The sequence below is a fragment of the Stenotrophomonas maltophilia group sp. msm4 genome (genome assembly GCF_032025605.1).
Classification (GTDB): Bacteria; Pseudomonadota; Gammaproteobacteria; order Xanthomonadales; family Xanthomonadaceae; genus Stenotrophomonas; species Stenotrophomonas sepilia.
Genome location: NZ_JAVSKK010000003.1, coordinates 427623 through 441371, shown reverse-complemented (window position 1 = coordinate 441371; position 13749 = coordinate 427623). Strand labels below are relative to the sequence as shown.

Annotated in this window: 13 protein-coding genes and 1 pseudogene; 8 read left to right on the top strand and 6 right to left on the bottom strand. The window is 68.2% G+C overall.

All coding sequences use genetic code 11. The features are described 5' to 3' along the window. Nucleotides 1–12 precede the first annotated feature (12 nt). The 4 genes and pseudogenes from ROV93_RS16255 (at nucleotide 13) to ROV93_RS16240 (ending at nucleotide 5239) form a co-directional block, all read left to right on the top strand. Complete coding sequence (locus ROV93_RS16255; protein ID WP_072167994.1) at nucleotides 13–1347, top strand: D-tagatose-bisphosphate aldolase, class II, non-catalytic subunit; 1335 nt, start codon at nucleotides 13–15, stop codon at nucleotides 1345–1347. 33 nt (nucleotides 1348–1380) lie between these two features. After that, nucleotides 1381–2157, top strand: a complete 777-nt coding sequence (locus ROV93_RS16250; protein ID WP_049417055.1) for a DeoR family transcriptional regulator — start codon at nucleotides 1381–1383, stop codon at nucleotides 2155–2157. Next, nucleotides 2154–3269 carry an N-acetylglucosamine-6-phosphate deacetylase gene (nagA, locus tag ROV93_RS16245; RefSeq protein WP_072167995.1) on the top strand — a complete coding sequence of 372 codons (1116 nt, stop codon included), beginning with the start codon at nucleotides 2154–2156 and terminating at the stop codon, nucleotides 3267–3269. Before ROV93_RS16250 ends, nagA begins: the two co-directional genes overlap by 4 nt. A 192-nt stretch (nucleotides 3270–3461) precedes the next feature. After that, nucleotides 3462–5239 (top strand): annotated as a pseudogene (locus tag ROV93_RS16240) (MFS transporter). 52 nt (nucleotides 5240–5291) lie between these two features. Here ROV93_RS16240 and ROV93_RS16235 read toward each other — a convergent pair. From ROV93_RS16235 to ROV93_RS16215, 5 genes are all read right to left on the bottom strand, one after another. Continuing rightward, nucleotides 5292–5762 carry a hypothetical protein gene (locus tag ROV93_RS16235; protein ID WP_088496591.1) on the bottom strand — a complete coding sequence of 157 codons (471 nt, stop codon included), beginning with the start codon at nucleotides 5760–5762 and terminating at the stop codon, nucleotides 5292–5294. Beyond that, entirely contained in the window at nucleotides 5759–6310 is a 552-nt protein-coding gene (locus tag ROV93_RS16230) for an HdeD family acid-resistance protein (RefSeq protein ID WP_049400854.1), read from the bottom strand. The genes ROV93_RS16235 and ROV93_RS16230 overlap by 4 nt, the downstream gene beginning before the upstream one ends. 58 nt (nucleotides 6311–6368) lie before the next feature. Beyond that, the gene (locus tag ROV93_RS16225; RefSeq protein ID WP_072167998.1) at nucleotides 6369–7058 is read right to left on the bottom strand and encodes a ComF family protein; all 690 of its coding nucleotides are present in this window, start codon (nucleotides 7056–7058) and stop codon (nucleotides 6369–6371) included. A gap of 89 nt (nucleotides 7059–7147) precedes the next feature. Continuing rightward, nucleotides 7148–8317, bottom strand: a complete 1170-nt coding sequence (locus tag ROV93_RS16220; RefSeq protein ID WP_072168070.1) for an L-dopachrome tautomerase-related protein — start codon at nucleotides 8315–8317, stop codon at nucleotides 7148–7150. Between the two features lie 145 nt (nucleotides 8318–8462). Beyond that, a complete protein-coding gene (locus tag ROV93_RS16215; protein ID WP_072167999.1) occupies nucleotides 8463–9788 on the bottom strand; it encodes a chloride channel protein in 1326 nt (441 codons plus the stop codon). On the opposite strand from ROV93_RS16215, the gene ROV93_RS16210 reads away from it, so the two are divergent. Then, nucleotides 9774–10142 (top strand): hypothetical protein, encoded by a 369-nt coding sequence (locus ROV93_RS16210; protein WP_180890741.1) that lies wholly within the window; start codon nucleotides 9774–9776, stop codon nucleotides 10140–10142. The two genes, ROV93_RS16215 and ROV93_RS16210, sit on opposite strands and share 15 nt — an antisense overlap. On the opposite strand, the gene ROV93_RS16205 is transcribed toward ROV93_RS16210, so the two are convergent. Further along, entirely contained in the window at nucleotides 10129–10437 is a 309-nt protein-coding gene (locus ROV93_RS16205; RefSeq protein ID WP_072168001.1) for a hypothetical protein, read from the bottom strand. The two genes, ROV93_RS16210 and ROV93_RS16205, sit on opposite strands and share 14 nt — an antisense overlap. A gap of 159 nt (nucleotides 10438–10596) precedes the next feature. Between ROV93_RS16205 and bioB the strand changes: the two genes are divergently transcribed. From bioB to bioH, 3 genes are all read left to right on the top strand, one after another. Beyond that, complete coding sequence (gene bioB, locus ROV93_RS16200) at nucleotides 10597–11640, top strand: biotin synthase BioB (RefSeq protein WP_072168002.1); 1044 nt, start codon at nucleotides 10597–10599, stop codon at nucleotides 11638–11640. A 67-nt stretch (nucleotides 11641–11707) separates the two neighbouring features. Further along, nucleotides 11708–12931 (top strand): 8-amino-7-oxononanoate synthase, encoded by a 1224-nt coding sequence (gene bioF, locus ROV93_RS16195; protein WP_312540373.1) that lies wholly within the window; start codon nucleotides 11708–11710, stop codon nucleotides 12929–12931. Nucleotides 12932–12949: 18 nt separating this feature from the next. After that, nucleotides 12950–13729, top strand: a complete 780-nt coding sequence (bioH, locus tag ROV93_RS16190) for a pimeloyl-ACP methyl ester esterase BioH (protein ID WP_072168004.1) — start codon at nucleotides 12950–12952, stop codon at nucleotides 13727–13729. Nucleotides 13730–13749 lie beyond the last annotated feature (20 nt).

Below are 13749 nucleotides of genomic sequence, written 5' to 3'. Positions count from 1 at the left end.
CGGAGCCTGACCATGTCCCCGTTGCAGACCCTGCTTGCTTCCCACCGCGCCGGCGCCAATGTCGGCCTGTACAGCGTCTGCTGCAGCAACGAGCAGGTGCTGCGCGCGGCCATGCACGTCGCCCTGGCGCATGGCACCGTGCTGCTGATCGAGGCCACCTCCAACCAGGTCGACCAGTTCGGCGGCTACACCGGCATGACCCCGCCGCTGTACCGCGACTACGTGGGCACGCTGGCCGATGAGGAAGGCTTCCCGCGCGAGCGGCTGATGCTGGGCGGCGACCACCTCGGCCCGAATGCCTGGCAGAAGCGCCCGGCGGCCGAAGCGATGACCCACGCGCGCGTGCTGATCGAAGCCTACGTCGCCGCCGGTTTCCACAAGATCCATCTGGATTGCAGCATGTCCTGCGCCGATGATCCGGTGCCGCTGCCCGATGCCATCGTCGCTGCGCGCTCGGCCGAGCTGGCCGAAATCGCCGAACGCACCGCCGCCGAACATGGCCTGCCGCCGCCGGTCTACGTGATCGGTACCGAAGTGCCGATTCCCGGAGGCGAAGCCTCGCTGGCCGAGGGCCTGCAGGTGACCACGCCGGCCGCCGCCGCGCAGACCCTGGCCATCCACCGGCAGGCCTTCGATACCCCGCAGCTGCGCGATGCATGGCAGCGTGTGATCGCGATGGTGGTCCAGCCGGGCGTGGACTTCGACCACAGCAGCGTGCACGAGTACGACGCTGCCGCTGCCAGTACGCTGGCCGATTTCCTCGAACAGCAGCCACGCATCGTGTTCGAAGCGCACTCCACCGACTACCAGCGCGAGAGCGGCCTGCACGCGCTGGTGCGCGACCACTTCGCCATCCTCAAGGTCGGGCCCGCGGCCACCTTCGCCTACCGCGAAGCGCTGTTCGCGCTGGCCGCGATCGAGGCCGAACTGCTGCCGGCGGCACAGTGCTCGCGCCTGCCGCAGGTGCTGGACGAGGTGATGGTGGCGCAGCCGAAGTACTGGCAGTCCTATTACCAGGGCGATGACGCCGCGCTGCGCCTGCTGCGCAGCTACTCCTTCAGTGACCGCTGCCGCTACTACTGGGGCGAGCCCGCGCTGGTGCAGGCGGTGCAGACCCTGTTCGCCAACCTGGAACAGCACGCGCCGCCACTGGTGCTGCTCAGCCAGTACCTGCCGGAGCAGTACCGCGCCGTGCGTGAGGGCACGCTGGCCAACACCCCCACCGCGCTGGTGCAGCACCGCATCGGCCTGTGCCTGGGCGAGTACGCGCGCGCCTGCAGCGCCAACCAGGCCGGAACCCGCACGCAGAACGCACGTTCGGCTGCCGCAGTTGCTGCGAACGGCTAATCTCTACCTTTCCCCGCGAAACCGAGAATGGCCATGCGCAACACCCGCTCCCGCCGGCAACAGATCCTGCAGCTGCTGATCGAGCACGGCTCGGTGCAGGTGGCCGATCTGGTCGAGCGTTTCGGCGTGTCGGCGGTGACCATCCGTGCCGACCTGACCCACTTCGAGTCGCAGGGGCTGGCCAACCGCACCCACGGCGGCGCCACCCTGGTGCGCACGCCGCCGCAGGAACAGGACATCCATGAGAAGGACGCGCTGAACCTGCCGTTGAAGGAATCGATCGGTGCGCGCGCTGCGCGCTTGGTGCAGCCGGGCGACAACATCATCATCGATTCCGGCTCGACCACGATGACGCTGGCCCGCCACCTGCGCGCGCATCGCGACGTGACGGTGATGACCAATGGCCTGAACATCGCCTGGGAACTGGCCAATGCCGCGGGCATCACCGTGCTGCTGACCGGTGGCCTGCTGCGCCAGCAGTCGCTGTCGCTGCAGGGCAGCCAGGCCGAGGCCAGCCTCAACTCGTACAGCTTCGACACCCTGTTCCTGGGCGTGGATGGCCTGGACCTGCAGTTCGGCCTGACCACCCACGACGAGGCCGAAGCCCGCCTCAACCACCGCATGGTCGAGCGCGCGCGCCGCATCGTGGTGCTGACCGACGCCTCCAAGTTCGGCCGCGTCAGCCTGCACCGCATCGCCCGCCTCGACCAGATCCACGCCATCATCACCGACGCCGGCATCGACGACGCAACCCGCGAAGGGCTGCAGCGGCTGGGTATCGAAGTGATCATTGCCGAGCCTCCCGCATGACCGACATCCGTTCCCTGCATGGCCGCATCCTCACCCCGCTGGGCTGGCGGCGTGGCCAGGTCCACTTCGATTCACACGTGCGCCAGCTGCAGGTGGATGACCACAGTGGTGCTGACGACCTGCAGCTGCCGGTCATCCTGCCCGGCTTCATCGACCTGCATGTGCACGGTGCGGCCGGGGTGGACCTGATGCAGGGCGGCGACGTGGCGCGCACCATCGCGCGCACCCATCTGCGCTTCGGCACCACCACGCTGCTGGCAACCACCATGACCGCCGGCCTGGATGAGATCGAGCACGCGCTGCAGGGGGTGGCTGCGACGATGGCGGCGCCCGATGCCGACGCCGCCCGCATCGTCGGCGTGCATCTGGAAGGACCGTTCATCAGCCCGCAGCGGCTCGGTGCACAGCCCAACCGTACGATCGAGGCGACGCTGGCGCTGGTGCAGCAACTGCACGCACTGGCGCCGATCCGGGTAATGACGCTGGCACCGGAAATCGGCGAGCACACCGCACTGATTCCGGCGCTTTCGGCGATGGGCATCCGCGTGCAGCTCGGCCACAGCGCCGGCACCTACGAGGAAGGCGTAGCCGCGCTGCAGGCCGGCGCCTCCGGCTTCACCCATCTGTTCAATGGCATGACCGGTGTCGACCATTACCGACCCGGCATCGCCGCGGCGGCGCTGGCGCATGCACAGTACGCCGAGATCATTCCCGACCTGCAGCACATCCATCCCGGCGTGATCCGCCTGGCCGCGCGCGCGATCCCACGCCTTTACGCAGTGACCGACGCGACGGCCGCCACCGGCATGCCCGATGGCGAGTACGCCCTGGGCGAACAGCGCGTGCACAAGTGCGGCGGCTGCGTGCGCCTGGCGACCGGTTCACTGGCCGGCAGCGCCCTGACCATGGACCAGGCGCTGCGCAACCTGGTGCGCGTGGGTCTGGAGCTGGCCGACGCTTCGCAACGTGTTTCCACCTTCCCGGCCGACTACCTGGGCCTGGGCGATCGCGGCCGCATCGCGCCCGACGCCCGTGCCGACCTGGTGGTGCTGGACGCCGAACTGCGCCTGCAGCAGGTGGTGGTGAGTGGGCGCGTGGTCGATCTGAACTGACACGCGCGATGCGGCCCGGATGCCGCGCAGGCTCCCTGTAGAGCCGAGCCATGCTCGGCTCAGCGCGCGAAGCGCGGCATGGGGAACCTCGATATCGGAACGGAAAGCGGCCGAGCATGGCTCGGCTCTACAGAAAGCACTCTGCGACGAACCGCCGCCGGGCGTGGCCCGGCGCTACCACAGGAACTGCCGATGACTCCAAGCACCGCTCCGCGCTGGCCCGTACGCTACCTGCTCTTCATCGGCGGGCTGGGTGGCCTGCTGTACGGCATCGACATCGGCATCATCGCCGGCGCCCTGCCCTATCTCGAAGCAACTGCCAGCCACGCCTGGCAGCTCAGCAGCCAGCAGCTCGGCTTCGTGGTGGCCGCGGTACTGCTGGGCAGCGTGCTGTCCTCGCTGTTCGCCGGCATGATCGCCGACCTGATCGGCCGCCGCGGCGCGATGCTGCTGGCCGGCCTGCTGTTCACCGCCTCGATTCCGATCATGGCACTGGCCTCCGGTTACACGCCGCTGCTGCTGGGCCGCCTGCTGCAGGGCATCAGTGGCGGTTTGATCGGTGTAGTGATTCCGCTGTACCTGGCCGAAGTGCTCAGCCCCGAGCGACGTGGGCGCGGCGCGGCGATGTTCCAGCTGCTGCTGACCGTTGGCCTGGTGCTGGCAGCCTGATCGGCCTGTACCACGCCCACGCCGTGGATGCCGCCGCCGAAGCCGTGCGCTCGCTGCCGCTGGCACAGCAGGCGCAGGAGCTGTTCACGGTGAAGGACCACGCTTGGCGCACCATCTTCTGGACCTGCCTGGCGCCGGGCCTGCTGTTCTGCGCGGGCATCTTCTGGCTGTCCGAATCGCCACGCTGGCTGGTACGCCGGGGCCGCATCGATGAAGCCCGCCGCAGCCTGCATCGCGTACTGCCCGCTGCCGATGTGGAGCCCACCCTTGCGCAGATCCAGGCGCCGGAATCGAGCAGCAGCGACAGCAAGCGCGACCCGCTGCTCAGCCGCCGCTACGTGGTGCCGTTCCTGCTCGCCTGCGTCGTGCTGGCCTGCACCCAGGCCACCGGCATCAACTCGGTACTGGCCTACGCGGTGAACATCCTCAATCAGGCCGGCCTGTCCGGTTCAGTGGCCAACGGCGCCGACGTGGCGATCAAGCTGCTGAATGCGGTGATGACCGTGGTCGCGTTGCTGCTGGTCGACCGCAAGGGCCGCAAGTTCCTGCTGATGCTCGGCAGCGGTGGTATCTGCGTGGCCCTGCTGGCCGCGGCCACGCTGTTCTTCCAGGCCGAGCGCGGTCGCGCTGATGTGCAGCCGCAGTTGCAGGCGGCGGTCAACGGCGGTGGCCTGCAGCTTGTGCTGGATGAAGCCCAGTGGCAGCGCCTCGGTGCTGGCATCGACAGCGAGGGCCGGCCGCTGCAGCTGACCGTGTCGTACGCCTACGGCGACTTCACCAATGTGCGCGCCGTGCGCAGCGACAACCTGATTGATCGCGAACTGCGTATCGACCGCACCGGCACCGTACAGCCAGACAGCGTGATCGGCGCATTCTTCCGCAAGTTGCATCTGAACCCGTTCGCCGACCCGGCCAGTGCCGCGCAGGCGCCGCTGCGCATCGAACAGGCCCGCATCGGCCCGGTGCCGCCGCCTGCACATGGCTGGGCGGTGGCCGCCTGCATCCTGGTATTCGTCGCGTTCTTCGCGGTCGGCCCCGGCGTGTGCGTGTGGCTGGCACTGTCGGAACTGATGCCGAACCGCATCCGCTCCAACGGCATGAGCATCGCACTGCTGATCAACCAGTTCGTGTCGACCACCATCGCCGCCATCTTCCTGCCCACGGTGGGCCACTACGGCTACGCCAGCATGTTCGTGTTCTGGGCGGCCTGCACCTTCGTGTTCTTCCTGGTAGCCGCGTTCTGGCTGCCGGAGACCAAGGGCAAGTCGCTGGAGGAGATCGAGGCACGGTTCGCCCGGTAGCAGTCGACCTTGGTCGACCTCCGCGCGCAACGCGTTGGTGTTGGCGCGCCCGTCACTGACCGGTGATGTGCTTCGCCAACGCCTGCGCCTCGGGGGTGCTCGGCAATCCGCTCAGCATCATCGATTCACCGAACGGGCCTTTCACCGTCGCCACCATCAGCACGCGGCCGTCCACGCTGAGCGCCGCGCGCTGGCCCACCAGTGCTTCCGTGCCATCGTGGATGCGCTGGTGCGCTTCGTGTCGAAAGCGGATCTGCAGGCCAGGTTGCTTGTCCTGATCCAGCACGTAGCGCACATCGGCAATGTCGGCGCTGCCGGCGATCGGCGGCTCGCGCAGGGCCAGGGTTTCGCCTTGCCATTGCGCCGGCTTGCCTTTGCCGGAGGCGTCCACCGCGCTCAGGCGCACATCCACGCCAGGGCGCGGCACGTGATCCTTCCCTGCCAAGCCACCGGGCGTGGCGCCCGGCATGCAGCCGGCCAGGGTCAAGGCCACGCCCAGCAACAGCGGAAGCGCAGCCCTCACTTCAGCTTCCGCAGCTTGAATGCCACCAGCACCTGCAGCAGGCCATACAGCAGGCTGCCGATGCCGATCCACAGCGTAGTTACCGCCACGCCGGCATATGGATTCGCCGCAAACAGCAGGCCCAGCACCACCGCCAGCACGCCGCTGAGGATCAGCAACCATTCGCCCTGGATCTGCTTGCGCACGCGGATCGCGAACACGATGCGATAGATGCCGGCCACCAGCAGCCACGCCGCCAGGAACAGCACCAGCACGCTGGCGGTGGCCAGCGGATTGATCACCGCCAGGATACCGAAGCCCAGCGAGGCGATGGCATACAGTGCCAGCCAGCCACGCGAGGCGCCGCTGCCGCCGCTGACCAGTGCGAACAGGCTGATGACGCCTTCAACGATGGCCATCACGCCCAGCGTCCACGCCAATGCCATGGCGGCGGACAGCGGCCAGCCGATGGCGATGATGCCGAAGCCCAGCGCAACCAGCCCATACAGCAGCAGGATCCACCAGCTGCGACCCACCGCCGACAACAAGGGAGACAAGGGGGAATTCATGACCACTCCTTCGATCCGGAACCGGCCACATCCTATCCCCTGGCGATGAAGACAGCGATCACGGCACCCGCGCGCACACCCATACCCGCACCTCTTCAGCGCCCACGCAGCGCAGCGTTTCGGCAATCTCCATCACCGTACTGCCGGTGGTCATCACGTCGTCAACCACGGTCAATCGGGGTGGCACCGGACCGCGTACATCAAACGCATCGAACAGGTTTTCCCTGCGCTGCTCGGCCGTGCGTTCTGACTGTGGCGCCGTATGCCGCCGCCGGTACAGCCCATGCCAGACCGGCAACGGCAGCAGCCGGCACAGCTCGCCGGCCTGGTTGTAGCCGCGCTGGCGCAGGCGCCGCCCATGCAGCGGCACCGGCACCAGCGGCGCGCACGACCAGGGCGGTGGTGCGCGCTGCATCAGCTGGGCAAGCAAGCGCCCGGCCGCCAGGTCCTGGTGGAACTTGTAACGCACCAGCAGCTGATCGACGGGTGGAAGGTACAGCAGGCTGGCATGTGTGGCGGCCTGCGGCGGCGCCTCCTCGCGGCAGCTGCCGCAGACGATCAGGGCGGCGTCCGGCAACGGCAGCGCGCAACGCAGGCAGGCGCGGCCGGCCCAGGGTAGTCCGGCGAGGCAGGCGCAGCACAGGTCAAGGCCATCATGGCCTGGGTCGTCACAGACCAGGCAGCGCAATGGCAGCAGCAGGCGAAGCACGGACTGCAGGCTGCAGACGGCGCGGGGAAAGGCAGGCATACGTTGCAGCGTGAGCACCTCGATGGCGCGATGCCATCGGCGGTGTTCCCGGTGAGCCGTAGGAACTTTCACCGTTCTACCGGATCACTTCACCTCGTGGGCGCCGGCGCGGCATCCACCCGCGTGCGATACACCATGTACGGCGTCTGCCGGCGATCCACTCCACCATTGAAGCCGGCCTGTCGATGCAGCTGGTTGGCGGTGAAATACAGATAGCCGTCCGGCCCCATCGACAGCGTATCCGGCCACAGGATGCGCGGGTCGTGCACCACCGTCGTCCATCGCCCCTGCGCGTCGCGGGCATGGATGGCGTTGTGCTCGTAGTCGCTGGCATACAACCGCCCGTTGGCGTCCATCTCCATGCCATCGGAGGCGCCTTTGTCGCCCAGGTCGACCACCGCTGCCGCCAGTTCCGCTTCACTCACCTTCGGATCGCGCAGCAGCGCGGTCGGCACGCTGTACAGATGACGGCTGGACAAGGGCGTGTAGAACAGGGTGCCACCATCGGGCGACAGGGCGATGCCATCGGCGGCCACGGTGAACGGCTGCGTCGAACCATCCGCGTTGCGCAGCCGCATCTGCTGCCCTTCCGCGATCGGTACGAAGGTCGGGTCGGCTGACGTGGACACATGCCCGATCAGGCGCTTGGTGGCGCTACCGGTAGCGAGGTCGATCACGATGATGCCGCCGATACCGCTCAGCGACGAGTCGGTCACGTAGGCCACGCCCTCGCGGCCGACCCGGAAATCGAAGCGCACAGCGTTGACGTAGGTGCGCGCGTCGATGACGTTGGCCGGGAACACCAGTGTCCTGGCCACGGTATTGGTAGCCAGATCGATCGCCACCAGCTTGGCGCCACCGGCCTGCGGTGCGGAGAATCCGGGCGCTGCAGTGTCCAACACCCAAAGCCGGCCTTGGCCATCGGCCACCACGCTCTGCACGCTGATGAAGTGTGCAGCCGGGTCGGCTCCGTCCGCGCTGTTGATGCGCGCATCCGGATAGGGAACGGCGCGGCCGTCGCGCCATTCGGCCACGCTGTAGCTCACGTCATCGCCCCAGCGCGGGAAGTTGACGAAGATGCGCCCGGTTTCTGATACCGCCACGCTGGTGGGCATGGCACCTTCGAAACGCGCCACCGGTTCGAGGGTGCCGATGCTGCGCTCGCTGGGCAGCATGGGCGCGCCGGACATCGCCAGCGCGGGGGAACTGGCCAGGGCCAGGACGGCAGCCGCCAGGCTGCGGATACGGCAGTTGATCATGGTGCTCTCGATGCGGGTCCGGGTGCAGCCCCGGTGTCGATGCATCTTCAGCGGCGCGCCGCGCATGGGGTAGACGGTGCAGCGCGGAATCAGCTTCACTGCTGGAGTGAAGATTCGAGATGATTGGTCCTGTTGATCAAGGCAATCAGTGAGGCCTATCAGCTGGCTCTGTTTTCGGCACCATCAACATCTCCGCCAACCCGCGGTAGATCGGCACGCGGCACACCAGCCCGGACACGCCGCGCGCGATCAGCACCGTGGCCAGGATCGGCAGCAGCAGATCACCGCTGTCGGTCAGCTCCAGCGAGATCACCGCCGAGGTCAGCGGGGCCTGGGTGACGCCGGTCAGGTAGGCGCACATGCCCAGCAGCACGAACGCGCGCGGGTCCACGCCCGGCATCAGTACGGCCAGGTTGTGGCCAAGGCCGGCACCGACCGCCAGCGCCGGCGAGAACAGGCCGCCGGGAATACCGGCTACGTACGATGCGAGGTTCGCCAGCAGCTTCATCAGACCGAACTCGTGGCCCACCATCGCCTGCCCCTGCACCAGGCTGCGCGCCTGTTCGTAGCCGGTGCCGAATGCACCTTCTCCGAACGCCAGGGCCAGCAGCACCACCACCAGCCCGCAGCCTGCGGCCAGCAACACGGGATGCCGCTGCCGTAGTTGCCCGAGCCAACGGGGGCGCCCCGCCGCACTGGCCAGCACCGCGCGCGCGAACAATCCGCCCAGCAACCCGGCCACTACGCCGCACAGCAGGATCGCCAGCCAGCCCTGGCCGAGCGGCAGGCGCGCGCTCACATGGCCGAAATAGGTGTAGTTGCCCAGCAGGCCCAGCGACACCACGCCACCGACGATCACTGCGGTCAACAGGGTGCCGGAGAAGCGATGTTCGAAACGGCCACTGAGCTCCTCGATGGCGAACACGATGCCCGCCAGCGGTGTATTGAATGCCGCGGCGATGCCCGCTGCACCACCCGCCAGCAGGAAGTGCGAGAGTTCGCGTGGATCCTTGAAGCCGAACCAGCGGCCGAACAGATACATCAGGCTCGCGCCCACATGCACCGTGGGACCTTCGCGCCCAACCGACGCGCCGCCGAGCAGCGACAGCGAGGTCAGCAACAGCTTGCCGGCCGAAACCGCTGGGGAAAGGTTGGTTTTCCGGAACGGCTCATCGGGCTTGTCCAACGCAGCGATGACCTGCGGAATGCCGCTGCCCCGCGTGGGCTTCAGCACGCCACTGGTCAGCCAGGCCAGCAACGCGAAGATGCCGGGCGTGAGCAGCAGGGCCCACCACGGCGAGCGCGCGGTGATGCGCTGGAACAGATGGAAGGCCGCGTCGCTGGCCTTGGCGAACAGGATGGCCACCAGCGCTACGGCCACAGCCCCGCCCCAGAGCGCGGCACGGCGGCGCCAGGCCTCACTGAGAACCAGCGCGGTGATGCGGCCGCGGAGGCGATGGAGATCGGTCATGCGGGCAGTTTGGACGCTGCGGAGGAAGGCGGACAGCGGCTACTGTGGCTGAAGGCCTTGCAGGATGCGGTGAAATGCCCCGACGTACATCGCTGGACGCGCAGGCGCTCCCGCCACCGGCGCTTTTGCACCCCGCACTTCCAGTACGCCGCGCGCGACCCGTTCGCGCACACGCTGGGCGTAGAAGACATCGGCAATGCCGGGGTGGCGCTGCGGGTCCAGCGACATCGCCATCCCCTCGATGCAGGCGATGTTTCGGAACTGTCCATCGCAGTGGGAACGCAGTTGCGCATCGATCCGGGCGATTGCCTTCGTCGGTCAGCGCGGCGGTGCTTTGCCGCTACTGGTCGGTGAGAGGGACATCGCTGTCAGGGCCTTCGTCCGTATCACGCAGGCAACCGTTTATCGCCAACAAGCGAACCAAGACATAGTGACCGAATGCTTCAAGCTCCTCCTTCGGCAGCATCGCCGGATCGAGCTCCCCCGCCGGGTAGTCCTTGAAGGTCACGAAGGTGTGATTCTTCCACTGCCCCGGCGCATCGGCCTGACGCAGATCATCCAGCACCACGCGCAGGCCGCCGTCAGGTAGTTCGGCCAGGCTGCACAGCACCGCGTCGCGGCGGATCGAATAGGACTGGTAGCTGTTCATGGCATGTGTTCGCGCGTCCGTATGCAGCAATGAACTTACACCGTAACGCCCGTTCATGGCGGCCGTTCAATGTAAACCTTTACCTATAAAATTAAGTTGACAGCGCTCACCAGCCCACCCACACTGCCGCCCTCGCTCCACTCGTACCCAAGGTCCGCCATGGCTGCTGCCATCCGCCACGACTGGCAACACGACGAACTGCAGGCGCTGTTCGATCTGCCGTTCCCCGAGCTGCTGTTCCGCGCCGCTGCGGTCCACCGTGAGCACTTCGACCCGGCCCAGGTACAGGTCTCCACGCTGCTGTCGGTAAAGACCGGCGGCTGCCCTGAAGACTGCGCGTACTGCCCGCAGGCACAGCGCTACACCACCGGGGTGGACGCGCAGAAGCTGATGGACACCGACGCGGTGCTGGCCAAGGCGCGCCAGGCCAAGGCCGCCGGTGCGTCGCGCTTCTGCATGGGCGCGGCGTGGCGTTCGCCGAAGGACCGCGACATTCCGAAGGTGGCGGCGATGATCGCCGGGGTGAAGGCGCTGGGCCTGGAAACCTGCGCCACGCTGGGCATGCTCAGCGGCGAGCAGGCACGTGCGCTGAAGGACGCCGGCCTGGACTACTACAACCACAACCTCGACACCGCGCCGGACTACTACGATTCGATCATCCACACGCGCCAGTACCAGGACCGCCTGGACACGCTGGAGCACGTGCGCGAGGCCGGCCTGAAGACCTGCTGCGGCGGCATTGTCGGCATGGGCGAGACGCGCGCGCAGCGCGTCGGCCTGCTGCTGGCGCTGGCCACGCTGCCGGCGCATCCCGATTCGGTGCCGATCAACAGGCTGGTGCAGGTGGCGGGTACCCCGCTGCATGGCAGTGCCGAGCTGGACCCGTTCGAGTTCGTGCGCATGATCGCGGTGGCACGCATCGCCATGCCGCGTTCGATGGTGCGGCTGTCGGCCGGGCGCGAAGCCATGAGTGACGAACTGCAGGCGCTGTGCTTCGTGGCCGGTGCCAACTCGATCTTCTACGGCGACAAGCTGCTGACCACCGGTAACCCGGAGAGCGAGCGCGACCTGGCCCTGTTCGCGCGGTTGGGCCTGCAACCGATGGCGATGCAGGTGGACGCCGAGGGCCACGACCACGGTGGCACCGTGCACGCCGATATCAGCGCCGAAGCGCCCGGCTGTGGCTGTGCTCACGCGGCCTGAGACAGGCCGCAAGCAGGCGTCGCGGCAACGCGCTACCCTAGCCGCCCCGTCGCCGCATTCAGCCGCCATGGCCCGCCCCGACCTGACCGCCCGCCTCCACGCCCAGCGCGCCCTGCGCGATGCCCAGGGCCGTCGCCGCACGCGGCGCACGGTCAACCGCCGTGATGGCGTGCGCCTGGAAGTGGACGGCCAGTGGCTGACCGGCTTCTGCAGCAATGATTATCTGGGCCTGGCCCAGCAGTTCAGCGTGGTCAACGCGCTGCAGGATGCCGCCGCACGCGAAGGCACCGGCGCGGGTGCATCGCACCTGGTCTGCGGCCACCACGCCCTGCATGACGCGCTGGAGCGCGAAGTGGCGGAGTGGCTGGGCTACCCGCGCGCGCTGCTGTTTAGTAGTGGCTTCGCCGCCAACCTGGCCGTGCAGCAGGCACTGCTGAGCGAAGAGAACGACGTCTGCGTGCAGGACAAGCTCAACCACGCCAGCCTCTTGGATGCGACGCGGCTGGCCGGTGCGCGCCTGCGCCGTTATCCGCACCTTGATGCCGAAGGCGCGATGCGCCAGCTCAAGCACGCGCCCGACGGCGCGGCGATGCTGGCCACCGATGGTGTCTTCAGCATGGATGGCGACATCGCACCGCTGCGTGCATTGTCGCTTGTGGCACGCCTGCAGCAGGCGCTGTTCTATGTGGACGATGCGCACGGCGTAGGCGTGGTCGGTGACGGCCGTGGTGCCGTGGCCGCCGCCGGGCTGGGCGTGGACGATGTGCCGCTTCAGCTGGTCACGCTGGGCAAGGCACTGGGCGGTTCCGGCGCGCTGGTGCTGGGCCGCGACGATCTGGTCGAGCACCTGGCCGAAACCGCACGCCCCTACATCTACACCACGGCGATGCCGCCACCGCTGGCCGCCGCTGCACTGGAAGCGGTGCGCCTGGCACGCCGTGACAACTTGCGCCGCTCGAAACTGAACGACCTGATCGCGCTGTTCCGCAGCGAGGCACGCCGCCATGGCCTGGACCTGATGGCTTCGGAAACGCCGATCCAGCCGCTGCTGTGTGGTGACGATCACCGCGCTGTGGCGATGTCCAAGGCACTGGAACAGGCCGGTTGGCTGGTCGGCGCGATCCGTCCGCCCACGGTGCCCGAAGGCAAGGCGCGCCTGCGTGTCACCCTGTCCGCCCTGCACACGCCGGAACAGGTGCGTGGCCTGGTGGACGCGGTCGCCAGCGCGCGCGATCGCGTGGATCTGGCGGTGCGTGACGCCGCGCCACCGCCGTTGCCTGTCTTTGCCTGAGCCAGCTGTCGTTTTCCCATGCATATCGACGTCACCGGCCAGGGGCCGGACCTGGTACTGATTCATGGCTGGGCCCTGCAGGGCGGTGTGTTCGCACCCTTGGTGCAGCGCCTGGCCGAGCGGTTCACCCTGCATCTGGTTGATCTGCCGGGCCATGGCCACAGCCGCGAAGACACCACACCGTTGCGCCTGCCATTTGTGGTCAACGCCATTGCCGCGGCCACGCCGCCGGCGGTGTGGTGCGGCTGGTCACTGGGCGGGCTGTTCGCACTGCACGCCGCCGCGACGCTGCCGAAGGTGCGCGGGCTGGCGATGATCGCGGCCACGCCGCGCTTCGTGCGTGGCGACGACTGGCCGCATGCGGTGGAGCCGGCGGTGTTCGAGCAGTTCGGGCGCGCGCTGGCGACCGATTTCGGTGGCACCCTGGAGCGTTTCCTGGCGCTGGACGTGATGGGCTCGGCGCACGCCCGCGAGGAGCTGCGCACGCTGCGTCAGCGCCTGGTCGAGCGCGGCGCGCCCACCGAACGCGCTCTGCTGGAAGGCCTGCGCCTGCTGGAAAGCACCGACCTGCGCGGCGCACTGCCGACGCTGGCCAGGCCCAGCCTGTGGATCGCCGGCCAGCGCGACCGGCTGGTGTCTCCGGCGGCGATGCAGGCCGCTGCGGCATTGGCCCCGGGTGCGCAGGCGCTGACCATCGCCCATGGCGGCCACGCGCCCTTCCTCGGCCATGCCGACGAGGTGGCCAGCGCCCTGCAACACTTCGTTGCCGGCCTGTCACCGGCCGATGGCGGACAATGAGCGCCTTCCTCATTCCACGG